Source organism: uncultured Sphingomonas sp. (genome assembly GCF_913777625.1).
Lineage (GTDB): Bacteria > Pseudomonadota > Alphaproteobacteria > Sphingomonadales > Sphingomonadaceae > Sphingomonas.
Genome location: NZ_CAJYTI010000020.1, coordinates 332646 through 359039 on the forward strand (window position 1 = coordinate 332646; position 26394 = coordinate 359039).

At 67.4% G+C, this 26394-nt stretch carries 20 protein-coding genes; 9 read left to right on the plus strand and 11 right to left on the minus strand.

Annotation, left to right across the window (positions count from 1 at the left end; translation table 11 throughout):
• Nucleotides 1–63 precede the first annotated feature (63 nt).
• Nucleotides 64–1449 carry an L-serine ammonia-lyase gene (locus tag QZ814_RS11530; RefSeq protein ID WP_294332223.1) on the plus strand — a complete coding sequence of 462 codons (1386 nt, stop codon included), beginning with the start codon at nt 64–66 and terminating at the stop codon, nt 1447–1449.
• Nucleotides 1450–1585: 136 nt separating this feature from the next.
• Here the strand turns inward: QZ814_RS11530 and QZ814_RS11535 are convergent, their stop codons facing one another.
• From QZ814_RS11535 to QZ814_RS11565, 7 genes are all read right to left on the minus strand, one after another.
• The gene (locus QZ814_RS11535) at nt 1586–2899 is read right to left on the minus strand and encodes a dienelactone hydrolase (protein ID WP_294332226.1); all 1314 of its coding nucleotides are present in this window, start codon (nt 2897–2899) and stop codon (nt 1586–1588) included.
• A 57-nt stretch (nt 2900–2956) separates the two neighbouring features.
• The gene (locus QZ814_RS11540) at nt 2957–5263 is read right to left on the minus strand and encodes a TonB-dependent receptor (protein WP_294332229.1); all 2307 of its coding nucleotides are present in this window, start codon (nt 5261–5263) and stop codon (nt 2957–2959) included.
• Between the two features lie 262 nt (nt 5264–5525).
• Entirely contained in the window at nt 5526–7763 is a 2238-nt protein-coding gene (locus QZ814_RS11545) for a TonB-dependent receptor (RefSeq protein WP_294332231.1), read from the minus strand.
• 159 nt (nt 7764–7922) lie between these two features.
• Nucleotides 7923–10310 (minus strand): glycoside hydrolase family 31 protein, encoded by a 2388-nt coding sequence (locus QZ814_RS11550; protein ID WP_294332233.1) that lies wholly within the window; start codon nt 10308–10310, stop codon nt 7923–7925.
• The gene (locus QZ814_RS11555; RefSeq protein WP_294332235.1) at nt 10307–11563 is read right to left on the minus strand and encodes an MFS transporter; all 1257 of its coding nucleotides are present in this window, start codon (nt 11561–11563) and stop codon (nt 10307–10309) included. The genes QZ814_RS11550 and QZ814_RS11555 overlap by 4 nt, the downstream gene beginning before the upstream one ends.
• 85 nt (nt 11564–11648) lie before the next feature.
• A complete protein-coding gene (locus QZ814_RS11560; protein WP_294332238.1) occupies nt 11649–12431 on the minus strand; it encodes a DeoR/GlpR family DNA-binding transcription regulator in 783 nt (260 codons plus the stop codon).
• The gene (locus QZ814_RS11565) at nt 12431–13957 is read right to left on the minus strand and encodes a glycerol-3-phosphate dehydrogenase (RefSeq protein ID WP_294332241.1); all 1527 of its coding nucleotides are present in this window, start codon (nt 13955–13957) and stop codon (nt 12431–12433) included. The genes QZ814_RS11560 and QZ814_RS11565 overlap by 1 nt, the downstream gene beginning before the upstream one ends.
• A gap of 115 nt (nt 13958–14072) precedes the next feature.
• On the opposite strand from QZ814_RS11565, the gene glpK reads away from it, so the two are divergent.
• From glpK to QZ814_RS11580, 3 genes are all read left to right on the plus strand, one after another.
• Nucleotides 14073–15557, plus strand: a complete 1485-nt coding sequence (glpK, locus tag QZ814_RS11570) for a glycerol kinase GlpK (RefSeq protein WP_294332243.1) — start codon at nt 14073–14075, stop codon at nt 15555–15557.
• Between the two features lie 166 nt (nt 15558–15723).
• A complete protein-coding gene (locus QZ814_RS11575) occupies nt 15724–16086 on the plus strand; it encodes a metalloregulator ArsR/SmtB family transcription factor (protein ID WP_294332246.1) in 363 nt (120 codons plus the stop codon).
• A complete protein-coding gene (locus QZ814_RS11580; RefSeq protein ID WP_294332249.1) occupies nt 16067–16552 on the plus strand; it encodes an SRPBCC family protein in 486 nt (161 codons plus the stop codon). Before QZ814_RS11575 ends, QZ814_RS11580 begins: the two co-directional genes overlap by 20 nt.
• Before the next feature lie 44 nt (nt 16553–16596).
• Here the strand turns inward: QZ814_RS11580 and QZ814_RS11585 are convergent, their stop codons facing one another.
• The 4 genes from QZ814_RS11585 to QZ814_RS11600 all read right to left on the minus strand — a co-directional run bounded on the left by QZ814_RS11585 (nt 16597) and on the right by QZ814_RS11600 (nt 21539).
• Nucleotides 16597–18006, minus strand: a complete 1410-nt coding sequence (locus tag QZ814_RS11585; protein ID WP_294332252.1) for a carbohydrate porin — start codon at nt 18004–18006, stop codon at nt 16597–16599.
• A 345-nt stretch (nt 18007–18351) separates the two neighbouring features.
• Nucleotides 18352–19425: a helix-turn-helix domain-containing protein gene (locus tag QZ814_RS11590; RefSeq protein ID WP_294332254.1), complete on the minus strand. Its 1074-nt coding sequence runs from the start codon at nt 19423–19425 to the stop codon at nt 18352–18354.
• 97 nt (nt 19426–19522) lie between these two features.
• Nucleotides 19523–20464 (minus strand): VOC family protein, encoded by a 942-nt coding sequence (locus tag QZ814_RS11595; protein WP_294332257.1) that lies wholly within the window; start codon nt 20462–20464, stop codon nt 19523–19525.
• A 67-nt stretch (nt 20465–20531) separates the two neighbouring features.
• Nucleotides 20532–21539: a LacI family DNA-binding transcriptional regulator gene (locus tag QZ814_RS11600; RefSeq protein WP_294332260.1), complete on the minus strand. Its 1008-nt coding sequence runs from the start codon at nt 21537–21539 to the stop codon at nt 20532–20534.
• A 128-nt stretch (nt 21540–21667) separates the two neighbouring features.
• Here QZ814_RS11600 and QZ814_RS11605 point away from each other — a divergent pair, with 128 nt between their 5' ends.
• From QZ814_RS11605 to QZ814_RS11625, 5 genes are read left to right on the plus strand one after another with little or no spacing between them, the layout of a single operon-like run.
• Nucleotides 21668–22915, plus strand: coding sequence for an MFS transporter (locus QZ814_RS11605; RefSeq protein WP_294332261.1), 1248 nt, complete (start codon nt 21668–21670; stop codon nt 22913–22915).
• Complete coding sequence (locus QZ814_RS11610) at nt 22912–23976, plus strand: sugar phosphate isomerase/epimerase (protein WP_294332263.1); 1065 nt, start codon at nt 22912–22914, stop codon at nt 23974–23976. The genes QZ814_RS11605 and QZ814_RS11610 overlap by 4 nt, the downstream gene beginning before the upstream one ends.
• Entirely contained in the window at nt 23973–25121 is a 1149-nt protein-coding gene (locus QZ814_RS11615; protein WP_294332266.1) for a Gfo/Idh/MocA family oxidoreductase, read from the plus strand. The genes QZ814_RS11610 and QZ814_RS11615 overlap by 4 nt, the downstream gene beginning before the upstream one ends.
• Nucleotides 25118–25483 (plus strand): c-type cytochrome, encoded by a 366-nt coding sequence (locus tag QZ814_RS11620; protein WP_294332268.1) that lies wholly within the window; start codon nt 25118–25120, stop codon nt 25481–25483. The genes QZ814_RS11615 and QZ814_RS11620 overlap by 4 nt, the downstream gene beginning before the upstream one ends.
• Nucleotides 25480–26385: a TIM barrel protein gene (locus QZ814_RS11625; RefSeq protein WP_294332271.1), complete on the plus strand. Its 906-nt coding sequence runs from the start codon at nt 25480–25482 to the stop codon at nt 26383–26385. Before QZ814_RS11620 ends, QZ814_RS11625 begins: the two co-directional genes overlap by 4 nt.
• Nucleotides 26386–26394 lie beyond the last annotated feature (9 nt).

Consider the following 26394-nt stretch of genomic DNA (forward strand, 5'->3'; position numbering starts at 1 on the left):
GACGGGATAGCGATCTCAGGCAAACGGACAGAAGGGGCCCGCAAGTTTCAGGAGACGGGTTCCGTGGCGACCAAAGGCGTCGGGCCGAAGACAGGGCCGATCAGCATAACCGACGTGTTCACGATCGGCATCGGGCCGTCGAGCTCGCATACCGTAGGGCCGATGCGCGCCGCGCGCGACTTCGCCGCCTGGGTGGTGGCGGACGGCCGCGCCGTCACCAGGCTGTGCTGCGAGCTGTTCGGCTCGCTGGCGCTGACCGGCAGGGGCCACGCGACCGATCGCGCTGTCGTGCTGGGGCTCGCGGGCGAGCGGCCCGAGGGTGTCGATCCCGATGCGGTGGAGCCGATGCTGGCGCAGATCGCTGCCGAGCGTCGCCTCCTGCTGAACGGCACCGCCTCGGTGGGGTTCGATCCCGAAGCAGACATCAAGTTCCGCAAGCGCCAGTTCCTGCCCGGCCATCCCAACGGCATGAAGCTGCGCGCGACCTTGGTCGACGGCGCGGTGCTCGAACGGACCTATTACTCGGTCGGCGGCGGCGCGATCCGGCGCGAGGGCGAGGAAGCGGCCGCAGGCCTCTCCGCCGGCACCAACCATCCCTTCGCCAGCGCCCGTGAGATGCTGGAGCGCTGTGACGAGCTCGGGCTCGACATCGCCGGGCTGATGCTTGCCAACGAGCGCGGCTGGCGCGACGATGCCGCGACGCTGGCGTTTGTAGACGGCATCCACGCCGCGATGAACGCCTGCATGGATCGCGGCATGGCGCAGGACGGCATCCTGCCCGGCGGGCTGGAAGTCCCCCGCCGCGCGCGGAAACTCCACCAGAAGCTGATGGCGCGCGGTCCCCGCGTCGAGCCCGCCTCGGTGCTCGAATGGGTGAGCCTGTGGGCGCTGGCGGTGAACGAGGAGAATGCCGCCGGCGGCCGCGTCGTCACCGCCCCCACCAATGGCGCGGCGGGCGTGATCCCGGCCGTGCTGCGCTATTATGAATGCTTCGTCGGCAATGCGACCCAGGCGGGCAGCCGCCGCCTGCTGCTCACCGCCGCCGCGATCGGCATCCTCTACAAGCGCCAGGCATCGATCTCGGCAGCGGAAATGGGTTGTCAGGGCGAAGTGGGCGTCGCCTGCTCGATGGCGGCGGCAGGGCTCGCCGCGGCGCTGGGCGGCAGCAACGCGCAGATCGAGAATGCCGCCGAGATCGGCATGGAGCATAATCTCGGCCTCACCTGCGATCCGATCGGCGGGCTGGTGCAGATCCCCTGCATCGAGCGCAACACGATGGGCGCGGTGAAGGCGATCAACGCCGCGATGCTCGCGCTCCACGGCGACGGCACCCACAAGGTGTCGCTCGATGCGGTGATCGAGACGATGCGCCAGACGGGCGAGGACATGCGCTCCAAATACAAGGAGACGAGCCTCGGCGGCCTGGCGGTCAACGTCGTCGAGTGCTGAGGGACGACGGAGCTGGGACCAGCACGGCTCCGGATAGAAATTTCGCACCATCCACCCAACACGCGTCATCCCCGCCTTCGCGGGGATGACAGTGGTTGCTAGAGGATAACCGCCGACGCCAGCGGACACGTCTTGCTCAAGGCTGGGCGGGCTTGAACTCGAAGTTCATCCCCGACACCCGGCTCGGCTGGAAGCCCTTCCAGATCGTCGAGGCGGGCGCACCCGGGCTGAAGCCGGCATAGCGGCCGCCGGGTGCGCCCGGCCATTTGCCATCGTTGGAATTGGGCACGAGGCCGTCCAGATAGGCCGCCTTGGCCGCCTCGCCCTTGACGTTGCGGTCGAGGAAGGCGGTGATGAAGTGCGCCTGCACCGCCATCAGCCGGTCCTTGCGCCACACCGCGTCCTCGAACCAGTCGAGGTCCCAGAAGCTTTCGCGCATCGCCGGCGGCGCGCCGATCAATGCGATGCTGTGCGCCGCCTCGCGGAAGGTGAGCAGATAGCGGGGCGCATGCACTTCCTGCTCGAACAGCGGCCGCACGCCGGCCTCGTAGCCGACGACATGGTCCTGGCTGCCGACGATGAACAGCGTCGGCGCGCGGATCGCCGCGACGCCGGGGGCGGCCCAGAGCGGCGTGCCGTAGAGATTGCTCGCGGGCGAGATCGCCACCACCGCTTTCACGTCAGCAACCTTGAGCGTGTCCGCCCTTAGTCCCCCTGCAACATAGGGCGCGAGCACCCCGCGCGTTGCGCCCGCCAAGCCGGGATCGAGCGGAGCGCCCGCCGCCGTCAGTACGCCATAGCCGCCCATCGAATAGCCGACCAATGCCGTCCGGCCGGCGTCGGCGACGGCGAACACCCCCTGTCCGCTTCGCGCCCGCCGCTGCGCTTCGGCGGCAACGAACGCGATGTCGAGCGGCCGGCTCGCCAGCGGGCCGGCGCGGGCGGCGGGGGTCCGGATGGTGATCGGCGGGTCGCGGAACGCGGGCGCCACCACGACATAGCCCTTGCTCGCCAGATTCTCGCCCAGCCAGGACAGCACCTCGGGCGTGTTGCTGTAGCCGTGCGCCAGGATCACCAGCGGGAAGTGCCCCTTCGCAACCGCCGCGCCGGGCGTAGCGAGCCCCGGCACCTCGAATGGTACGTCCGGCCCCTTCTCGCCCGGCAGCCCCGTCCGGTAGCGCGTGCCCGCTCCCTTGGCGGCAGTCGGATACCATAGCTTTATGGGGATGTGCCGGTCGCCGACCGCCGGTGCGGCCGCGCCGTGCAGCGGATCGGCGCGGCCCTTGTCGACAAAGTCCAGATCGGCGACGCCGATGCCATAGCTGCCCAGCGCCGCCAGTTCCGGCGCGTCCACGCTCGGGATTGCCGGCGCCTGCTGCGCGCGGGTTTCTCCAAACGAAAAGATCGCGGCTGCACAGGCTGCGGCAGCGATCCAGTTTCTACCGATCATGCATATCCCTCCCGGTGGCGGGGCGGATGTCGTGCGTCCGCCCCGCCCCGGGCTGTATCAGTAATTCATGCCGAAACGGATACCCGCATAGCGGCGGAAATCGCGCGGCAGCACGCCCTGGGTGGCGATCGCATTGGCCGAACCGGCCGCGCTGCTGACGTTGAAGTTGCCCGAGCTGTTCACCAGCGACTGGAAATACTGCTTGTCGAACAAGTTGTTGACGAACAGCGTCGCTTCCCAGCGGCGGCCATGGTCGCGCACGCCGGCGCTCAGGTTAAAGATGCTGAACGCGCCCTGGAACGTCTCCGGATCGCGGGCGACATAGTTGAGGCTGGACGTATACTGCCAGCTGCCCTGCAGCACGCCGTTCAGCTTCTCGGTCAGCGCGGGGGCATATTCGAAGGCGGCGCTGCCCTTCCATTCCGGGGACTGGATCGCCCGGGTACCGGTGAGGTTCTGGTACGAGGGCGACCCCGCGACGCAGCCCTGCGCCGCGGTCTGCAGCGGGTAGCATTGCGCTACCGGGAACGAGGTGTAGGTCGCATCCAGATAGGTCGCGCTGCCGTTGACCGAAAGGTCGCGGGTGATGCGCGCCGCAGTTTCGAATTCCAGACCCTTGGTGTTGAGGCCACCCACGTTCGTCAGGCGGTAGTTGCTGGTGCCATCCGCCAGCGTCTCGATCGACTGTGCCTGCAGGTCGGTATAGTTGGTGTCGAAATAGGTGACGTTGAAGGTCATGCGGCGGCCGAAGAACTGGGTGCGGACGCCGAATTCCTTGTCCTTCGAACGCTCCGGACGGATCGGGCCGGCGGCAGCGCGGTTGGCGTTGAAGCCGGTGGTCAGATCATAGGTCTGGCCCTTGTAGCCGGTCGCGTAGCTGCCGAAGAGCATCACGTCGCGCGTCGCCTGATATTGCAGGCCCAGGCGATAGGTGGTCGCGTTGTCGCTGGCATGGCCGGCAAAGTTCGCAGGCACCGCCAGATTCTTGTCGAGGAAGGTGTACTTCACCCGCTCATTCTGCGCGCGCCCGCCGACGGTGGCGGTCAGGTTCTTGACGAACTCCCAGTCGATCTGGCCGAAGCCCGCGATCTGGCGCGAACCCGAGGTCGCGTACCAGTTGGCGAGCGAGAAGGCCGGGCCGCGCATGAACGGGCGCTGGAAGCCGACATTGGCGTAATAGACGCCCAGCGCATAGCGGAACGCGTCGGTGCCCGGCGAGAGCAGGCGGATTTCCTGGGTGAACAGCCGCGACTTGAACGCGCCGACCTGGACGTTGTGGCCATAGCTGCCCGCCGCCGCCGTGTCGTCATGGTCGATATAATCGTCCATGCGGAACTTGTCGTAGGAGGTGAGGCCCAGCACGTTCATCTTGCCGATGTTGATGTCGGTGCGGAGCATCGTGCCCCAGCCCCAGTATTTGGTGCCGGCGCGATCGTTGTTGGCCACCTTCTGGTTCAGCGGGTCGATGGTGATGCCGGGCAGGATAACGTCGGCGGTGAGCCCCGGCTGGCGGCGGAGCACTGCGCCCGGCGTCATGCGGATGAACGGGCGGCCCACCGTGGTGTTGCCGTTCATGTAGTTGCCCGAAAGCGTGAAGACGACGTCCGGCGTCGCCTTCCACTTCAGCTTGGCGCGAGTGCTGAGCGTCTCGCGACCGTTGACGTCGCGGCCATCGATCACGTTGCGGACATTGCCACCCCAATTCGAATAGCTGGCCGAAAAGACATAGCCGAGCGTCTCGTTGATCGGCCCGGTGACGCTGAAATTGCCGCCATATTCCTTGTCGTCTGTGGCGAGCAGGTTCGCCTTGACGTGGAAGTCGTTGGTCGGCTGGGTGGTCATGATCTTGATGAGGCCGGCCGAGGCCGCCTTGCCGTACAGCGTGCTCTGCGGGCCGCGCAGCACTTCGATCTGGGCGACGTCGGGCAGGTCGGTGAAGGCGCGCGCCTGGAAGGCGAGCGGCACACCGTCGACCGTCACCGCCACCGAGGATTCGACGCCGATGCCGAAGGCGAAGGTGCCGACGCCGCGCAGCGAGACGTTCGAATTGACCGGGTTCTCGGCGCTGCGGATGGTCAGCGAGGGCGAGACCTTGCCGAGATCCTGAAAGTGGCGGACGCCCTGCGCTTCGAGCTGCGCGGGCGTCACCACCTGCACCGCGAGCGGCACGTTCTGGATGTTCTCGAAGCGCTTCTGTGCGGTGGTGGTGACGATGATCTCGACATCGTCCTGCGCCGGCTTGGCGGTCTGGGCCGGTGCGGCCGCGCCGTCCTTGCGCTCTTCCGCGGTCGTCGCCTGGGCCGCGCCGGCAAGAAACGATGCGGCGAGCGCAAGCGTGCGCAGCGAAAACTGGTAACCCCTCATTAATCATGCCCCTTTGGAAGGTGAACTGCGTTCTCCTCTCCCCATGCCGCGCCGATGAACCCGATGGGCCGCCAGTCGTCTCGTTTGTATGAATTGTAGGACAAACCCGTAGAATTGCGGTGTTTCTTGGTTCATTCCGCAATGAAAACGATTGCCCACCGTCTGGGTGTTGCCGATCTGCCACAGCACCTTTTCCGGACAACAGAAAAGGGGCGGAAGCATCGCTCCCGCCCCCTTTCGGCATGACTGGTTTGGATCGGGATCAGTAGTTCAGGCCGAAGCGGATCCCCGCATAGCGACGGAAGTCGCGCGGCAGCACCGCCTGGGTGGCGATCTGGTTGCCGAAATTGCCCGCCGAGTTCACCAGCGACGGATAATACTGCTTGTCGAACAGGTTGTTGACGAACGCGGTCGCCTCCCAGCGACGCTTGTGGTCGCGCACGCCCGCGCTCAGGTTGAAAATGCTGAACGCCTTCTGGAAGGTCTGGGCATCCCGCGCGACATAGTAGACGCTCGACTGATACTGCCAGCTGCCCTGCAGCACGCCGTTCAGCTTCTCGGTGAGTGCCGGAGCAAAGTCGATGCTGGCCGAGCTTTTCCACTCCGGCGCCTGGACCGCACGCGTGCCGGTCAGGTTCTGGCGGCCCGGCGAGCCGGTGCAGCCTTGTGCCACGGTCTGCGCGGGGAAGCACTGCGCCACCGGGAAGGACGTGTAGGTCGCATCGAGATAGGTCGCGGCACCGCTGATCGTCAGGTCACGGGTGACGCGGACCGCGCTTTCGAACTCGAGGCCCTTGGTATTGAGGCCGCCGACATTGGTGAGGCGGAAGTTGGTGGTGCCGTCGGCCAGCGTCTCGATCGACTGCGCCTGCAGGTCGGTATAGTCGGTGTCGAAATAGGTGACGTTGAAGGTCATCCGGCGCCCGAAGAACTGGGTGCGGATGCCGAATTCCTTGTCCTTCGAGGTTTCCGGCCTGATCGGGCCGGCTGCGGCGCGGTTCTGGTTGAAGCCGGTGGTCAGATCGTAGGTCTGGCCCTTGTAGCCGGTGGCATAGCTGCCGAACACCATCACGTCCGGCGTCGCCTGATACTGCATGCCCAGGCGATAGGTCGTCGCGTTGTCGCTGGCATGACCGGCATAGTTGGTGCCGGGGATGTTATCCTGGAAGGTGTACTTCACCCGCTCGTTCTGGGCGCGGCCGCCGACGGTGGCCGTCAGGTTCTTCACGAACTCCCAGTCGATCTGGCCGAAGGCCGCGATCTGGCGCGAGCCGGAGGTGGCGAACCAGTTGGCAAGCGAGAAGGCGGGCCCGCGCATGAACGGCCGCTGGAAGCCGACATTGGCGTAATAGATGCCCAGCGCATAGCGGAACGCATCGGCGCCCGGCGACAGCAGGCGGATTTCCTGCGTGAACAGCCGCGACTTGAACGCACCGACCTGGATGTTGCTGCCCGCCGGCACCGTCGCCGAGGTATCGTCATGGTCGAGATAGTCGTCGAGGCGGAACTTGTCGTACGAGGTCAGGCCGAGCACGTTGAGCTTGCCGATATTGATGTCGGTGCGCAGCATCGTCCCCCACCCCCAATATTTGGTGCGGGAATCATAGTTGTTGCTGACGGTCTGGTTGGTCTCGCTGATGGCGACGCCCGGCAGCGTGACGTTGCTCGTCTGGCCGGCGACGTTCCGCAGCAGCGCCGTGGATGCCATGCGGATGAACGGGCGGCCCACCGTGGTGTTGCCATTCAGATAGTTGGCCGAGAGCGTGAAGGTGACGTCCGGCGACGCCTTCCACTTGATCTTGCCGCGGCTGTTGAAGGTCTCGCGACCGTTCACCTGCTTGCCGTTGAACAGGTTCTTTACGTTGCCGTCCCAGTTCGAATAGCTCGCCGAGAGCACATAGCCGAGCGTCTCGTTGATCGGACCGGTGACGCTGAAATTGGCGCCATATTCATTGTCGTCGGTGACCAGCGCGTTCGCCTTGACGTGGAAGTCGTTGGTCGGCTGGGTGGTCATGATCTTGATAAGGCCGGCGGAAGCGGCCTTGCCGTACAGCGTGCTCTGCGGCCCGCGCAGCACTTCGATCATCGCCACGTCGGGCAGATCGGTGAAGGCACGCGCCTGGAAGGCGAGCGGCACGCCGTCGACCGTCACCGCGACCGAGGATTCCACGCCGATGCCGAAGGCGAAGGTACCTACGCCGCGCAGCGACACGTTGGAGTTGACCGGATGTTCGGCCGGACGGACGGTCAGCGAAGGGGCGACCTTGCCGAGATCCTGGAAGTGGCGGACGCCCTGCGCTTCGAGCTGCGCGGGCGTCACCACCTGCACCGCGAGCGGCACGTTCTGGATGTTCTCGAAGCGCTTCTGCGCGGTGGTGGTGACGATGATTTCGACATCGTCCTGCGCCGTCTTGGCGGCGGACTGGGCCGCGGCGGCACCGGCGACGGCCGTCGTCGTGGCAGGGCTTTCGGTGGTCTGCGCATTCGCAGTACCGGCCATGCACGCTGCGATCAGCGCGCCATGCGCGACAGACACGTAGTAACCTCTCATTAATACTCCCCTTTCCCGCGGGTTCGACCCACTCTCTAATTTAGACGCTTGGATAATAAGTTAATCAAAACTCCGAGAAATATAGTGGAAACACGGAGAGGCGTTGGCTTACTCGACAAAAACACCATTCTGTTGCTCGAAGGCAACGGTCCGTGTTGGAAGCCCTTCGACCTTCAAGACATGATCGTTACCTGGGGGCAACAAAACCGTGAGGCCGGGTTCCACGGGCACTGCGCCGGTTCGGGTGATGCGCACCGTGACCACCCCCCCGTCCGACGTTCCTTCCACCCGCCAGCGTGTGACCCCGCCGGCACCGTCCCCCGCATCATCGATCGCCTCACAGCCGAAGCCCCCCGCCTTGGGCGGGAAGAGCCACAAGCCGCGCCGTATCGATGCAGGCCGCCAGCCGCCCTCCGCCAGATCCACGAGCATGGCCGATCCGGTGCGGGCGAACAGCGGCGGCGGTCCATCGAGCGGCGCGCCGACCGTGATCATAGCCCCGCCGGCAAAGGTCTCGCCCGTCCAGACATGCGTCCAGTCCGCACCCGCAGGCAGATAGACTTCGCGCTCCACCACGCCCTGTTCCACAACCGGCGCCGCGAGCAGGTCGGGCCCGAGCAGGTGCTCGTCGCTTTCCTCCCAGCAGCGGCGATCCTGCGGGAACACCGCCCAGGTCGGGAGCACCATCGGCGCATACTCGCCATGGTAGCGCAGCAGCAGATCGTAGAAGAACGGTACCAGTCGCTGGCGCAGCTTCATCAGCGCCTGGATGGCGGGCAGCGCCTCCGGGTACATCCAGGGCTCGTTGACCGTCCTATCGTCGTTCCAGCTGTGGATGCTGAAGCGGGGCATCAGCACGCCGGCCTGCACCCAGCGCACCAGCAGCTCGGCATCGGGCGCGGGACCGGCAAAGCCGCCCACATCATGTCCGCTGTTCGACACGCCAGACAGTGCGAGCCCCAGCGCCATGCGGGCGTTGTAGCGCAGCGTCTTCCATTCGGTGCGGTTGTCGCCGGTCCAGGTCTGCGCGTAGCGGTGCAGGCCCGCCATCCCGGCGCGCGTCACCACATAGGGACGCTCGTCCGGCCGCGCCTCGATCTGGGCGCGGCGCGAGGCGCGCATCATCAAGAGCGGTTGCACGGGCCGCATCACTGCCGCCGGAATGCCGGTACCGAAGCCGGCGAAGCGGGCGCGGGCGTCCCACACCTCATATTCGTTATTGTCGTTCCAGGTCGAGCGGATCCCCTGGTCGAGCAGCGCGGATTTCACCTGGTCGCGCCACCACGCGGCGGCGTCCGGGTTGGTGAAGTCGATATAGCTGCCGACCTCGTCCCAGAACTGCGCCTCGACCGGCTGGCCTTCCGCGTCGGCGACGAAATAGCCGGCCGCGGCGACCTCGTCATAGCGCGGATGGCTGCGCAGCAGCGCGGGCTTGATGTTCGGCACCAGTTCGACGCCCGCCTGCGCATAGCTGGAGACGAATGCCTTGGGGTCGGGAAACTTGGTCTGGTTCCAGTGGAACACGTAGCGCTTGTCGCCGATCGAGGTATAGCCCGAGGACAGGTGGAACGAGGTGCAGCCGATGTCATGCTCGGCGAGCTTTTCCAGGAAGCCGGCCATCTGCACCGCCGCGTCGGGCGCGTCGGTATAGGTCATGGTCGAACCCGAATAGCCGAGCGACCAGCGCGGCATCAGCGCCGGGCGTCCGGTCAGCCAAGTGAAGCGCCTGGTCACCGCCAGGGGATCGGGGCCGGCGATCATCCACAGGTCGACATCGCCGTGCTCGGCGACCATGTGGCGGTAGGGCCCGTGATAATTGTCCAGCTCGCGGCCGAAATCGAAGGCGACGTCGGCGACCGTGTCGTAGAAGGCGCCGTGGCAGCGCCGTGCCTCGTCCGCGACCAGCACATAGGGGATGGACTTGTACTGCGGGTCGCTCGTCTCCGCGTCATAACCCATCGGATCGAGATTGGTCAGGCGGAAGCTGCGGCCGGCGCGGTTGGCATCGCCGGTGCGATCCCCCAGGCCGTAGAAGCGCTCGCCCGGCCGGCGCGCGACATAGTGATGTGCCTTGCCGTCCCACCAGCCGAAATCATAGGCGTGGGTCGGACGGTCCTCGGCCATCGGCACCCAGGCGTCGCCGTCGCGCTGCTCCCAGCGGCAGTGCAGGCCGTGCAGCCGCGCGGTTAGCCGGATGCGGGCGGTCTCCAGCACCAGCTGCTCGGCATCTCGGGTAAGGCGGTAGGCGGGACAGGTAAAGCCGGACACGTCCAGCCGATCCCGTCCCGGCTCGTCGATATCGCTCTGCCCCGGCGCGATCGCCCAACTCGGCGGGCTGGTGACGGTGCCGTTCGCCAGCAGCAGCAGGCGGACGATATCGTCCTCCAGCACGAACAGGTGCGCGACGGCGCCGGTATCCGATTCCAGCGTGATCCGCCCCTGCCCTTCACCGGCGAGCGCGAAGCGCGGGGGATTGGAAAGCGTGGCGCGTCTCATTTCGCGGACTCCGGAAGGCGAAGATGGCGCAGGCCGGCGATCAGCACGACCGCGCCGAGAATGTCGAAAACGGACAGCATGCCGAACAGCGGCGCATAGCCGATCCGGTCCGCCAGCTGCCCGATCAGCAGCGAGAACAGGAGGCCGCCGGTCCAGCCGGCCTGGCCGATAAAGCCGTTGGCCGCGCCCACTTCCTCCGCTGTGAACACGTCGGCCGACAGCGTGTTGATCAGCACCGAGATCATCTGGTGGGCGAAGCCGCCGATGCAGAAGAGGGCGATCGCCGTATAGGGGCTGGCGGCGAGACCGATGCACCCCGGCGCGATCATCAGCACCGCGCCCAGCGCGACGCCGGTGACGCGCGAGGGGATTAGCTTCAACCGAAAGCGCCGGACGAGGAAGGGCGAGAGATATCCCCCCAGCACGCCGCCCAGATCGGCGGCGAGGAAGGGCAGCCAGGCAAACAGCGCGATCTGCTTCAGGTCCATGCCGCGCTCGCTGGCGAGATAGAGCGGGATCCAGAAGCTGAAGGTCTGCCAGGCGGGCTCGGCGAGAAAGCGCGGCACCGCGATGATCCAGAAGCGCCCCGTCCCCAGGATTTCCCGCGCCGAGGCACGGCGACCGACCGGCTTGGGCCGGCCCTCGGCGATCAACGCGAGTTCCTTGGGCGTGATCGCGGGGTGCGCCGCCGGCTGCCGGTAGAAGACCCACCAGCCGACCGACCAGAGCAGGCCGACGGCGCCGGTCACCACGAATGCCATCCGCCAGTCCGCCCACAGCGTGACGAACGCGACCACCGGCACCGCCAGCAGCGATCCCAGCGACGTGCCGGCATTGAACCAGCCCACCGCCACCGAGCGTTCGCGCGACGGAAACCACTCGGCGATCGCCTTGATGCCGGAGGGGATGGCGGCGGATTCGAACACGCCGAGCAGGCTGCGGAAGAAGACCAGGCCGATCCAGCCGGCGACCAGCGCGTGCAGCATGTTGGCGACGGACCAGGCCGCACCGAACAGCGCGAAGCCGGCGCGCAGGCCGATACGATCGACGATCATGCCGGCGATCGGCTGCATCACCGTATAGGCGAGCTGGAAGCCGCCGACGACATAGCTGTACTGCTCGGTGGACATGTGCAGCACGGTCTTGAGCTGCGGTGCGAGTACGCCCAGCGAATTGCGCGCGAGATAATTGGCAATGGTGCCGGCGCAGATCAGCCCGACGATCCACCAGCGAAGATGGGCAATGCGCCGCATAGACCTTCCACTGCCCTCCCTGAACGACCTCTACGGGTCGCCTGATTTATTTGTCAGGCCATCTTGAACCATTTGGCCTTACCAATCAAGCGTCGGTTTCGTGGACCTCTACCCGTGCGGCTGCACACGCCGCTGCGATCTCGGCATGTAGAAGACGATCGGTGACCAAATGATCAACGATACCGATCTCGGCGATCCGCACGGGTGCGGGACGGCCGAACTTGGTCTGGTCGGTCGCCAGGATCACGGTGCGTGCCTGCTCGAGGATGGTCTGCGACACGCGCACCTCGTCCATGTCGAAGTCGAGCAGCGTGCCCTCGGCGTCGATCGCGGAGGCGCCGATCAGCGCATAATCGAGCTTGAAGCCGCGCAGGAAATCCATCGCCAGTGCGCCCACCACCGCGCGGTCGCTCGCCCGCACCCGGCCGCCGGCGACCACCACCTCGATCGTCGGCACCCCGCCAAGGATGTCCGCCACATTGAGATTGTTCGTCACCACCAGCAGGTTGCGATGCTGGACCAGCGCGCGGGCAATGGCCTCGGTGGTCGTACCAATATTGATGAACAGGCTGGCCCCGTTCGGCACCAGCGCCGCCGCGGCGACGCCGATCCGGGCCTTGGCACCCGCCGCCACCTGCCGCCGCGCCTCGCGATCGATATTGTCGACGCCGGAGGTGATCACCGCGCCGCCATGCACGCGGGACAGCATTGCCTGGCTCGCCAACTGGTTGAGGTCCCGCCGAATCGTCTGCGGCGTTACCTCGAGTGCCGTTGCCAGCGCCTCCACCGTCACGCTGCCGGTATGCCGCGCCAGCTCGAGAATGCGCTGGTGCCGCATCGCGACCAGGTCGGGCAGTTCCTCGGCCATCAGGCCGATTTCGCGAGGGGCTGCGCCGCGCCGGCAAGATAGGCCTCCAGCCGCGCCTCGGTGCCTGGCGGCACATGCAGGCCCAGCTTGCTGCGCCGGTAGAGAATGTCCTCGGCCGTCGCCGCCCATTCCTGGTCGCGCAGATAGTCCACTTCCCGCGTCGTCAGCCCGCCGCCGAGATCGGTACCCAGATCGGACACGCTGGTCGCTGCGCCGAGCAGGTCGTCCACCCGCGAACCATAAGCACGGGCGAGGCGGCGGAGCAGGTCCGCCGGCAGGCCCGGCCGCGTCCGCTGCAACGCTGCCACGAAGTCCTCGAAACTGGCGTCGGGCAGATCACCGCCGGGCAGCACCACGCCCGCCGTCCAGGCGACGCCCGCCTTGGGGAAGAAGCGCGCCAGTTCGGCCATTGCGTGCTCGGCGAGCTTGCGATAGGTGGTGATCTTGCCGCCGAAAATGCTGAGCATCGGCGCCCGCTCTTCATCGCCATCGAGGTCGAGCACATAGTCGCGCGTGACGGCCGACGCGTTGCCGGCCTTGTCGTCGTAAAGCGGGCGGATGCCGGCATAGCTCCACACGACGTCCGCCTCGCCCGGCGGATTGGCGAAATAGCGCGCGGCCGTATCGAGCAGATAGCGCGTTTCCTCGGCGCTGATCTGCGCCTTGCCCGGCGCACCTTCCCACACCTGGTCCGTGGTGCCGATCAGCGTGAAGTCGCCCTCATATGGCACGGTGAAGACGATGCGGCGGTCCGGGTTCTGCAGCATGAAGGCGTGATCGCCCTCGTACAGCTTGGGTACGACGAGGTGACTGCCCTTCACCAGCCGCAGCCCGCGATCGGCCACCACGTCCGGCGTGCGGCCGAGCACGTCGGCCACCCAGGGCCCGGCGGCGTTGACCAGCGCCCGCGCACGCACCGTGCGCTGCCCGGCCGCGTCCGCAATCGTCGCCACCCACTCGGCGCCGTCGCGCCGTGCACCGACCAGCGCGGTGCGGGTGCGGATCGCAGCGCCGCGCTCGGCTGCGTCCATTGCGTTCAGCACCACCAGCCGGCTGTCTTCCACCCAGCAGTCGGAATAGACGAACGCCTTGCCCTTGGGCGTTTTCAGCCCGCGCCCGAACGGGGTGCGCTGGAGATCGATCGTGTCGGTGCCCGGCAGCTTCTTGCGGCCCCCGAGATGGTCGTAGAGGAACAGCCCCAGCCGCACCATCCAGGCCGGGCGCGGCGACTGGGTCTGCGGCAGCACGAAGCGCAGCGGCCAGATGATGTGCGGCGCCATGCCCCAGAGCCGCTCGCGCTCGATCAGCGCCTCGCGTACCAGGCGGAACTCGCCATATTCCAGATAGCGCAGCCCGCCATGGATCAGCTTGGTCGAGGCCGAGGAAGTGTGGCTGGCGAGGTCCTCCTTCTCGACCAGCAGCACGGAGAGCCCCCGCCCCGCCGCGTCGCGAGCGATACCGGCGCCGTTGATGCCGCCGCCCACCACCAGCAGATCGAAACGCTCGTCGGAATGCGCGGCCGTCATGCTTTGCCTCATGTTCGTTATTTTTCGTTTATAGCAAAGCGAACATGAAAACGAAAGCGTTGACGTTCGAGCGAAAATCTAGGAGCGTCAAACGAACAGTGGAGGGGATTTGCGCGTGGACCGGACTCACATTCTCGCGATCGACCAGGGGACGACCTCGACGCGCAGCGTGATCTTCGATTCGGCCGGCCGCCGTGTTGCCACTGCCCAGACCGAGTTCGAGCAGCATTATCCGGGCCAGGGCTGGGTGGAGCATGATCCCGAGACGATCTGGCGCGACGCGCTCGCCACCGCCCGCGAGGCGCTGCAGACTAGCGGCGTGGGCGCCGGCGGCATCGCGGCGATCGGCATCACCAATCAGCGCGAGACGACGCTCGTCTGGGACCGCGCCACCGGCGAGACGATCCACCGCGCCATCGTGTGGCAGGACCGCCGCACTGCCGATCGCTGCGCCGAGCTCAAGGCCGAGGGCGTCGAGGCCGAGGTGCGGGCGCGCACCGGCCTGCTGGTCGACCCCTATTTCTCGGCGACCAAGATCGGCTGGATTCTCGACCATGTCCCCGGCGCGCGGGCACGGGCGGAACGCGGCGAACTCGCCTTCGGCACGATCGACAGCTTCCTGCTCTGGCGGCTCACCAAGGGCGCGGTGCACGCGACCGACGTGACCAATGCCGCGCGCACCAGCCTGTGGAACATTCACAAGGGCGAATGGGACGCCGAGCTGTGCCGGCTGTTCGGCATTCCCATGGCGCTGCTGCCGGAGGTCCACGACAACGCCCATGTCTATGGGCTGGCCGATCCGGAGTGGTTTGGCGCGCCAATCCCGATCGCGGGCATGGCGGGCGACCAGCAGGCAGCGCTGTTCGGCCAGTGCTGCTTCGCGCCGGGCACCGCCAAGTCGACCTATGGCACCGGCTGCTTCCTGCTGCTCAACACCGGCGACAAAGCGGTGACCTCCGAGCATCGGATGCTCACCACCCCCGCCTATCGCCTGAACGGTCGCACCGCCTATGCGCTGGAAGGTTCGATCTTCGTCGCCGGTGCGGCGATCAAGTGGCTGCGCGACGGCATCGGCGTGATCACCCATGCCCGCCAGACCAACGACATGGCGACGCGGGTATCGGACAGCCACGGCGTCTATATGGTGCCGGCGTTCGTCGGCCTCGGCGCGCCGCACTGGGATCCCGAGGCGCGCGGTGCGATCTTCGGGCTGACGCTGAGTGCGACCCAGGCCCATCTCGCCCGCGCGGCGCTGGAGGCGGTGGCCTACCAGACCTATGATCTGGTCCAGGCGATGGTGCAGGATGGCGGCACCCGGCCGGCGATGCTGCGCGTCGATGGCGGCATGGCGGCAAACGACTGGCTGTGCCGGTTCCTCGCCGACATCCTCGACGTCGCGGTCGAGCGGCCCGACGATCTGGAAACCACCGCGCGCGGGGCCGCCTTCCATGCCGGACTGGCGGTGGGGCTATGGTCCGGGCTCGACGAACTCTCGGCGATCTGGTCGCGCCAGGCATGTTTCGAACCCGCGATGGAGGCGGGCCACCGCACCACCCTCCTCACCGGCTGGCACGACGCGCTGCGGCGGACGCTGGGGTGAACCTTCTTCTTCAGCCCCTCCTCCTCGGAGGAGGGGTTGGAGGTGGAAGGATTCCAGAACTTTGGTTGGTCTCGGTGAGACACCGCCAACCCCACCCCCTCCCCTGAAGGGGAGGGGCTGAGAAAGGCATTGCCTTCGCCTCCGACTTCACCTAACACTGAACCAAATGGTTCAGTATAACAGCGCGGACCTCGACGCCTCGTTCATGGCCCTTTCGGACGCCACCCGCCGTGGCATCCTCGAGCGGCTCGGGCACAAGGAAAGTTCGGTTTCTGCGCTGGCCGATGCATTCGACATGACCCTCACCGGCATGAAGAAGCATATCGGCGTGCTCGAACAGGCGGGCCTGGTCACCACCGAAAAGCTGGGGCGGGTGCGCACCTGCCGGCTGCGGGGGCCCGGCCTGGTGGCGGAGGCCGCCTGGATCGCGGGCCTGCAGCAGCTTTGGGAAGCGCGGTTCGACGCGCTGGACGCCATCGTGGAAGACCTCAAACGCAAGGAGCAGTCGGATGGGCCTGAGCACGCATGATGCCGCGACGTCGCGGACCAAGGTAGAACGCACCTCGGACGTGGACCTGGTCGTCCAGCGGACCTTCGACGCCCCTGCCCGCCTGGTCTTCCAGGCCTGGAGCAACCCGGATCTGTTCCGCCGCTGGTGGGTGCCCAAGTCGGCGCCGATTACGCTCCGCACCTGCGAGATGGATGTCCGCACCGGCGGCACCTACCGCCTCGAATTCGGCGCGGACGAAGGGCCGGTCCACGCCTTTTTCGGGCGTTATCTGGACGTGGTGCCCGACGCGAAGATCGTCTGGACCAACGAGGAGGAAACGGAAGGCGCCGTCACCACCGTCACCTTCGAGGAAGCCGACGGCAAGACGCTCGTGACCTATCACGATCGCCACGCGTCCAAGGAGTCGCTGGACGAGGCGTTCGTCGGCATGGAAGGCGGGATCGCCGAGCAGTTCGAGCAGCTCGAGGAAATGCTGGCGGCATAGTTCATCTGAGCCCCTCCCCTGAAGGGGAGGGGCTTAGTCTCCGGTCACAGCGTCACTGCGAACTTCAGCCCGAGCACGCCGACGTCCTTGGCGTTCTTCACCCCACCGGGCTGGTGGATCCACTGGAAGTTGGGCTGCACCACCAGCCAGTCGGCCGGCGAGACGCTGTAGTAGATTTCCGCCGCATATTCCGCGTCGCGCGCCGGCTTGCCAGCGAGGCGGTCCGCCGTTTCCATGCGCCCGTTCACATTGGTACGTGCCACGGCCAAGCCGATCACGTCGCCCGGCAGGCTCGGCGCCAGCCCCTTGTAGAACAGCCCCAGCGACACCTGATTGTCGGTCAGCGTCGTCGCGCGATCGGCGAAGGTGACGTTGGCGAACATGCTGAAGCCGGTGAGCGCGCGCCCGTCCTTCGAGGTGCCGGTGAGCTGCTGCTGAACGCTGGCGAACACGCCGTAGCGGCTCGAATGCTGGAGCGGCGCCAGGCCCGTCACCGCGCGCGGCTGACGGTTCACGTCGAGCACCAGATCGTCGCCGTCCGCGGTCGAGATCCAGCCGCCCAGCTTGTACGAGCCGACATGCCCCTTGTCGCCGCCCCGCGTCCAGCCGATCTCTGCGGGGAACAGCACGCCGGTGGCGCCCTTGAAATGGCCGATAAAGAAGGTGTTTTCCAGGTTGCGCGGGTTCACCTCATAGGCGCCGCCCTGCAGATAGACGCCCGGCGCGACGTCGACATGGACGTTCGCGCCCCACTGGCTGACCGGCCAGTTGTACCAATAATCCCCCGCCAGATTGCCCGGCTGCGCGCCGCAGAAGCTGAGGTTCTGGAAATGGCAGGAAAAGACCGCAAAATCCTCGCCGGGATTGGTGCGGCCCAGCTTCACTTCCACCTTGTCGCCCAGCTTCTGCTGGAGCCAGAACTGGGTAAGCCGCACGGTCTGGCCGCGGCCATAGACTTCCTGCACCTGCTGCAGCGTATCGAGGCCCGCGGTGGTCGTCAGGTCGATGCCGCGGCGCCAGGTCACCGTCGTCTGCAAGGCGGCGCCACCCCAGCCGACCAGCTTGTCGAGATCGAGCAGCGCGCCGAAGTCGAACTGGCCGGTCTCGGCAACCAGACTGCGATCTCCGCCGGCAACGTTATAGGCGGTCTCCGACGCATAGCGCGCCGAAAGCCCGATGCCGCGCTCCCCCATGCGGGTGCGAATTTCCTGCCAGTCCCCGATCAGCCCGGGTGGCGGCGCACTCTGCGTGTCGCCGGCCAGCGACGAAGGCGAGGGATCGCGGGGATGGAGCGCATGGCTGCGGGCACGACGCTGGGTATCGGCGCGCGGGCCGGCACTCGCATCCTGCTTTGTCGCATCGGGCTTGGGCTTGTCGATCTCGTCGGCGGGCGGCGGCGGCGCGCCGACATCCACCTGCTGCGCCCGCCCCGGCGTCGCCAGACCCATGCTCATGACCGCGCAAAGGGTCACCTGCCCCATGCGCCAACGCCCGCGCTTCATCCCTGATCCTTTTTCTGGTTGCGGCGCATCAAAGGACCAGGGCCGAAATGGTTGCGCGACATCGCAATCTTCGGTCCCGGGCTAGCGCGCCGATCCGGGCACGGCACCTAGCGCGGCGATGGTGCGACGAAGAGTCATACCAAGGGCTACCCTTCCTCCCCGCTCGGCGGGGGAGGTCCCGGACGAGGCTTGGCTGGCCCGCGACCGCGACCATGTTGGCGCGTCTTTGCAACGACCACGGCGTTCGAGGAGACAAGCCGCGCAGGCCCCACGCTCGCCCGCGCGACGTAGGGCCGCTCAGGCGGGCAGGCTCGGCGCGTCCATCGTGCGCAGCCAGTGCGGCAGCAGCACCTCGCCCGGTCCCGCCAGCGCTGCGGAGGCCGCCAGTTCGCCCGACGACGCACGCGCCTCGCTGGGAGTGATCCCAAACGCCGCCTTGAAGCCGCGCGAGAAGGTCGACCAGTCGGCAAAACCCCAGCCATAAGCGATCTCCGCGATCGACCGCCCGCGGCGCGCCGGATCGCGCAGATCGCTCATCACCCGCTCCAGCCGCTGGCGGCGGATGAAGTCGGCCACGCTGCCCAGCGGGGCGAACGCGCGGTAGAGCGACGCGCGCGACATGCCCATCGCCTTGGCCACCATGTCCGGCCCGAGATCGGGATGGGCGAGATTGGCGCGGATGAACCGCTTGATCCGGAACAGCGCCGCGACCGCGACCGACGCGCGGTGGCCGCCCTCCGCCGCCATCGGCGCGATCAGCCCGCCGAGCATCAGCCCGGTCGCGCGTGCGACGGCAACCGCATCGTCCGCGCTCGCCTGGGGAAGTCGATCGATGAGCATGCGCGCGTGATCGCCGATCATCTGGGCGGCCAGCGTCTCGCCGCGCAGCACCCGCCCATGCAATCCGTCGATCCGGGGTTCGTCGAGCCCGAGCGCGCTGTGGTGGACGACCAGGCTGATATTCTCGCAGCCTGCGGTGCGGGTGGCGAAGGGCCGGGTCATGTCGGCGATGCAGATGTCGCCGGGCCGGGTCACCAACGCCTCGCCATCGTGCAGGCGCACGTCGCTGCCCCTGGTGATGATCTGCACGAGCACCGCCTCGACCCCGGTCTGCGCGACCTTGCCGATGTCGCGATCATAGAGGAATTCGGCGCCCCACATGCGCGATCGGCCGAGCAGCACCGGCCCGGCATTGAACCCGACCAGCCCGACGCTGAACGACGGGTCGACCGCCTGCCGCCGGGTGTCGAAGATCGGGTCCACCGATTCGGCATAGGCATCGAAACGCAATTCGGGCGGCCGATGGGAGACGTCGAAATAGGGAATGCCGCGCACTTCACGCTGAGTCGGCACGTTCCGCTGGTCTTGCATGGCGCCGCCATACATCAGCAGCGGGAAATTGTGACGCTTCCGTTGTGACCCTGCATGTCGCGGAAAGAAACGGTCGTCCCGTTCCCGAACAGGGCCTTCAGGGCGCGGCGGGGCTCGCCGCCGTAAAGGCCGAACAGCAGGGCTGCCTCACCGGCTGATACTCCATCAGCTCTACCCGCGTCCCGTCAGGATCGTAGAAATTCGCCTGCCACTTGCCGTCCAGGCCCATTTGCGGACCGTCATGCCGCGGGCTCAGCCGGTTCTCGCGGTAGAGGGTGGTGACCGCCGCCTCCATGTTGACGACGCCCAGCGAGACATGGTTGAGCACGCCCAGCTGCCGCGCATCAACCGATTCAAGCGTCACGTCGGAGCCTGGCCCGACCATCATATATTCCAGCCAGTCGCGGCCGTCGGGAACCTGCTGCGACACCCAGTCGACCTTGTCGGCATGGAAGGCGCCGTACCAATAGGGCCGGAAGCCGAGCAGCCTGCGATAGAAGCCGTCCTGCCTGGCGCGATCCTGCACGGCATAACCGATATGCAGGATCCGGCCGCAGATCGCGCCTTTCTCGGGTGTGGTGGAGTTGCTGACCGGCTGGACGAACTGGACGGCGTTGCCCTCGGGATCCTGGCCGCCGAACCATCGGTCGCCCCCCGCCCCGCGCTGCACCGGGCTGAGATCGCGCATGCCCTGCCCGATCAGCCAGGCGCGCAAGCGGGCGGCATCAGCGGTGATATAGCCGACATGCGCGAGCATGCCGGGCCGATGGTCCTTGGGGGCGGGCAGCACCTCCACGAATTGCCGCGCACTGAAATAGTAGCGCACGCCTGCCGGATCCTCCGGATCCGCGCCCTTCCGTGCGCCGAGCACGACCCGGTAGAAACGGTCGGTCGCGGCCGGATCGGTCGTGTAGACGGCGAGGTGGGAGATGCCGGTGACCGGCGGTCGGCCCGGCTGGGCGGGCGCGGCCCCGATCATCGTCGCGGCGATCAGGGCAAGTCCGGCGCGGCGCGAGGCGGTGGTGCGAAGGGTCGGCATCGTGTCTCTCCCGGACGGCGCTGCTTTCCGGCGCCTTCCCAGTAGCATAGCAGCGCGCGACGGCCTGTCACCGGGGCTTGGGGGCGGGTCCCGTGCTGGCGCGGCGGATCAACTCGTGGGCCAGCGTCACCTGCCGTTCGGCAGGTGACGTCCCGCGCAGGATGCCGACCAGCAGTTCCACCGCCCGCCGCCCGATCATCCCCTTGGGCTGGGCGATGGTGGTCAGCGCCGGATGGAAGAAGCGGGCGAGCGGCAGGTCGTCGAAGCCGATGACCGACACGTCGCACGGGCAGGACAGCCCGCTCGCGCTCACCGCGCTGATCGCCCCCAGCGCCATCTCGTCGCTGAAGCAGAAGATCGCGGTGACGCCCTTCTCCAACAGCGCCCGCGCGCCCCGATGGGCGGAGTCGGCGCCGTAGTCGCCCTCGTACAGCTGCAGTTCGTCCGCCAGTCCGTGCCGCGTGGCGGCCCGCAGTGCGCCGGCGAGACGATCGCGGCTGATCGGGCTGATCGGCGGCCCGGTGATCACCCCGATCGCACGGTGACCGAGTTCGACGAGATGCTCGACCGCATCCGCGCTGGCCGCGGCATTGTCGATATGCACGCTCGGCACGCCGAGTTCGGCGCTGTATTCGCAACCATTGACGATCGGCGCCGCCACCCCTTGCCGTGCAACCAGCGCCTCCAGGCTGCCGGGCAGCCGGTGGCCAAGGAAGACGAGGCCGTCCACCTCGCGGCGCGACAGCATCTCGGCATATTGATCCTCGACTTCGGGGTCGTGCCGGGTATCGCCCAGCACCACCGCATAGCCGGTGTCGCGCGCCGCCTCCTCCGCTCCGCGGATGACGCTGGCGAAGAAGGGGTTCGAGATGTCCGGCACGGTCAGCAGGATCTTGGCGGCGCGCAGCGTGCGCAGCGTCCGCGCCGCGACGTTCGGGCGGTAATCGAGCGCCTCGACCACCTCCATCACCCGCACCCGGGTCGCCTCGGCCACCCTCCCGGGCTGGCTGAGCACGCGCGAGACGGTCGCCGTGGAAACGCCTGCAGCCGCGGCGACCTCGATAATCGTAGCCATGCAGATATCTTTGTCGGTTGCGACGAGCCGTGTCGAGCCCCGCAAATGTAATCCTTTACATCGTATCCGACTGTGCATAGGCTGCGAGTCGAACAGCGGCAAAGCCGCGTCCGGGGGAGAGGAAGCGCATGGTCGCTGCTGAAGGGTTGGTCGCGGGCCGCGCACAGCCGACATCGGGATTGCTCACGGGGCGCCTCAGCGCGCTGATGTTCCTGCAGTTCTTCGTCTGGGGGGCGTGGAACGTCACGCTCGGGCTGGTGATGCAGACCGTGGGCCTGGGCGGCCTGATCGCCAACGCCTTCTCGGTCGGCCCGATCGCCTCGATCGTCGGATCCTTCCTGCTCGGCATGGCGGCGGCGCGGTTCCTCAGCCCCAAGATGCTGATGGTGGTGCTCCATCTCGTCGGCGGTGTGCTGCTCTTCGTGCTGCCGACGCTGCTCACCCCCGAGCATGGCGCCAGCTTCGTCTGGCTGCTGCTCGGCTACATGATTCTCTACATGCCGACCGTGGGCCTCGCGAACACGATCGCGCTGAAGAGCTTCGGCGAGCGGGTCGATCGCTTCCCCTTCGTCCGCGCCTTTGGCACGCTCGGCTGGATCGTCGCGGGGCTGATCATCGGCTGGGCGCACCTTTCCGCCAGTCCGCAGATCTTCCAGGTAGCGGGCATCGTGTCGCTGGCGCTCGGCCTCTACAGCATCACTCTCCCCAATGTTCAGCCGGACGCGCCGCAGGGCAAGAGCCTCACGGCAGAGGTGTTCTGCACCGAGGCCTTCGGGCTGATGCGCAACCGATCCTTCCTGATCTTCATCCTCTGCGCGACGCTGATCTCGATCCCGCTGGCAATGTATTATGCCTATGCCTCGCCCTATGCCGGCGTGGTGGGGATCGAGAATGTCGGCGGCACGCTGGCAATCGGGCAGATGTCCGAACTCGTCTTCATGTTCTCGATGCCGTGGCTCTATCGCCGCTTCGGGGTGAAGCCGCTGCTGCTCGTCGGCATGGTCGCCTGGGCGCTGCGCTACGCCCTCTTTGCCATCGGCGACGGCGGTGCGGGGATCTGGGCGATCTATCTCGGCGTCGCGCTGCACGGCGTGTGCTACGACTTCTTCTTCGTCGCCGGCGCGATCTACACCGGCACCATCGCCACCCCCAAGGGCGTCAACGCCCAGGCGCAGGGCATGCTGACGCTGTTCACCTACGGCGTGGGGATGCTGCTCGGCTCGCAGATCGGCGGGCTGCTCTATGCGCAGCTGCCGGCGAATGCGACCGTCGCCGACTGGCACCAGCTCTGGTGGTACCCGGCGATCGCCGCGGCGGTGATCGCGCTGCTCTTCCAGTTCACCTTCAAGAACAATGCTTCGGAGACGCACGCATGACCGCGATGCAGGGCCCCGGCATCTTCCTCGCCCAGTTTCTCGGCGACACCGCGCCGTTCGACACGCTCGACCACCTGGCCGAATGGGCCGCGGGGCTCGGCTATGTCGGCATCCAGATTCCGTGCGACCCGCGGCTGATCGACCTTCGCCAAGCCGCCGAAAGCCAGGCCTATTGCGACGATCTCCGCGCCCGGCTCGACAAATTCGGCATCCAGCCGACCGAGCTTTCGACCCACCTGCAGGGCCAGCTGGTGGCGGTGCATCCGGCCTATGACGCGCTGTTCGACGGCTTCGCGCCCGCCGAACTCCAAGGCAAGCCGGCCGAGCGCCAGGCCTGGGCGGTCGAGCAGGTCAAGCTCGCCGCGCGCGCCAGCGCCCGGCTGGGGCTCAAGGCACATGCCACCTTCTCGGGCGCGCTGGCCTGGCCCTATGTCTATCCCTGGCCGCAGCGGCCCGCCGGCCTTGTCGAAGAAGCGTTCGCCGAGCTCGCCCGCCGCTGGCTGCCGATCCTCGACGTGTTCGAGGACGCCGGCGTCGACTGCGCCTATGAGATCCACCCGGGCGAGGACATCCACGACGGCGCGACGTGGGAGCGCTTCCTCGAGGCGGTGGGCCACCACCCCCGCGCGCGCATCCTGTTCGATCCGTCGCATTATGTGCTGCAGCAGCTCGATTATCTCGACTTCATCGACCGCTATCACGATCGGATTTCGTGCTTCCATGTGAAGGATGCCGAGTTCAACCCGACGGGGCGCAGCGGCGTCTATGGCGGATACGAGAGCTGGGTGAACCGCGCGGGCCGCTTCCGCTCGACCGGCGACGGCCAGGTCGATTTCGTCGGCATCTTCAGCAAGCTCGCCCAGTACGGCTATCGCGGCTGGGCGGTGATCGAATGGGAGTGCGCGCTGAAGAACAGCGAGGACGGCGCCCGCGAAGGCGCCCCGTTCATCCGTGACCATATCATCCGCGTCACGGGCCGCGCGTTCGACGATTTCGCGTCGAGCGGCGTCGACAAGGGCGCGATCCGCACCCTGTTGGGATTGGGAAGCGCGGAGGCATGATCCGGCACCCGCTGAAACTCGGCATGGTCGGCGGCGGCGAAGGCGCGTTCATCGGCGCTGTCCACCGCATGGCCGCCGCGATCGATGGCGACTGGCGGCTGGCCGCCGGCGCGTTCAGCACCGATGCGGGAAGGAATGCGCGGACCGGCGACCTGCTGGGGCTCGATCCGGCGCGGGTCTATGCGACCTATGACGCGCTGTTCGCGGGCGAAGCGGCGCGGCCCGAAGCGGAGCGCATCGACGCGGTGGCGATCGTCACCCCCAATCATCTTCACGCCCCCGTCGCGATCGCCGCGCTGAACGCCGGTTTCCACGTCTTCTGCGAAAAGCCGATGGCGATGAACGGCGACGAGGCCCGCGCCATCGCCGCCGCCGCGCGCGACAGCGGCAGGCAGTTCGCGCTCGCCTTCACCTATAGCGGCTATCCGCTGGTCGAGGAGGCGCGCGCCCGTGTCGCCCGCGGCGATTTCGGCGCGATCCGGCTGGTGCAGGTGGAATATATCCAGGGTTGGCTGAGCGCACCGCTGGACACCAAAGGCAACAAACAGGCCGAGTGGCGCACCGATCCGGCCCGTGCAGGCCTCGGCGGCTGCCTCGGCGACATCGGCACCCATGCCTTCCATCTGGCCGAGCTGGTCTCCGGCCTGCGCGTGGAACGCCTGTCCGCCGAGCTTGCCACCCATGTCCCCGGCCGGCGACTGGATGACGACGTGAGCGCGCTGCTCCGCTTCGAGGGCGGTGCGCGTGGGGTCCTGAAGGCGACGCAGGTCGCCGCAGGCGAGGAAAACGGCCTGCGTCTGCGCATCCATGGCGAGCGCGGCGGGCTGGACTGGGCGCAGATGGAGCCGAACACGCTCACCCTGCGCTGGATTGATCGCCCCGCGGAGATCCTTCGCGCGGGCGGGCCCGGCCTGGGGGCGAGCGCTACCCCCCTGCTCCGCACCCCGGCCGGGCATCCCGAAGGCTATATCGAGGCGTTCGCCAACCTCTATCGCGGCTTCGCGGCGCTGCTGCGCGGCGATGCCGAGGCCCAAGTGCCCGGCGTCGCGGATGGCCTGCGGACGATGGCGTTCGTCGAGGCGGTGATCGCCAACGCCACCGGCGACCACAAATGGACCGACATTCCCAACGGAGAGCGTGCATGAAACTCTGGATGGCCCTTACCGCGACCGCGGCGCTGACGGCGTCCGCGCCGGCCTGGGCGCAGACGGCCGCGCCGCCGGCCTTCGCCGCGTGCAAGGCGTGCCACACCGTCGAAAAGGGCGGCAAGAACGGCGTCGGCCCCAATCTGAACGGCGTAGTCGGCCGGCCCGCCGCCTCGGCGCCCGGTTTCAGCTATTCGACCGCGCTGAAGAATGCGAAGCTGAGCTGGGATCCGGCGACGCTCGACCAGTTCCTGACGGCGCCGATGAAGAAGGTGCCCGGCACCCGCATGCCGATCGGCATGGCGGATCCAGCCAAGCGCGCGCAGATCATCGCGTACCTCAAGGCGGTGGGCGGCAAATGAGCGTGTCGCGCCGCTCCGTGCTGGCCGGCGCCGCCGCAGCGCCGCTGATCGCCGCCGCCACCGCGCACGGCCAGTCGAACGCGGCGCGCTTCTCGCTCCATTTCGCGCCGCACGAGGGCAGCTTCGCCAGCCGCGGCAACCGGCTGGAGCAGATCGCCTTCGCCGCCGATCAGGGCTTCACCGCCTGGGAGGATAACGAGGCGGCCAGCCGCCCGATCGACGAGCAGGTGGCAATGGCCAAGGCGCTGTCGAGCCGCGGCATGAAGATGGGCGTGTTCGTCGCCGCCATGCCCAAATGGGCACAGTCGCGGCCGATCCTGGGCGCGAACGACGGCGCCGAGCGCGAGGCGTTCCTCGCCGACATTCGCGCCTCGATCGACGTCGCGAAGCGGTTGAACGCGACACGGGTCACGGTGGTCACCGGCTTCCTCGATCCCAAGGTGCCGCTGGATATCCAGACGGCGCGGGTGATCGACACGATGCGCCGCGCGGGCGATATCGTCGCCCCCCATGGCTTCGCGCTGGTGATGGAGCCGCTCAACACCCGCACCAATCATCCCGGCGTCTATATGCAGAGCATCGCGCAAGGCTATGCGGTGGCGCGCGGCGCGAACAGCCCCGGGATCAAGGTCCTCGCCGATCTCTATCACGAGCAGATCCAGTCCGGGAACCTGATCCCGACGCTCGACCTGTGCTGGAGCGAGATCGGCTATATCCAGTTCGGCGACAATCCGGGCCGCAAGGAACCGGGAACCGGCGAGGTCAACTTCGCCGGCATCGTCCGCTGGCTGCGGGCGAAGCACTATGCCGGCGTGATCGGCATGGAACACGGCAATTCGCTGGAAGGGCGCGCGGGCGAGGAGCGGCTGATCGCCGCCTATCGCACGATCGACGCCGGCTAAGGAGAGAAG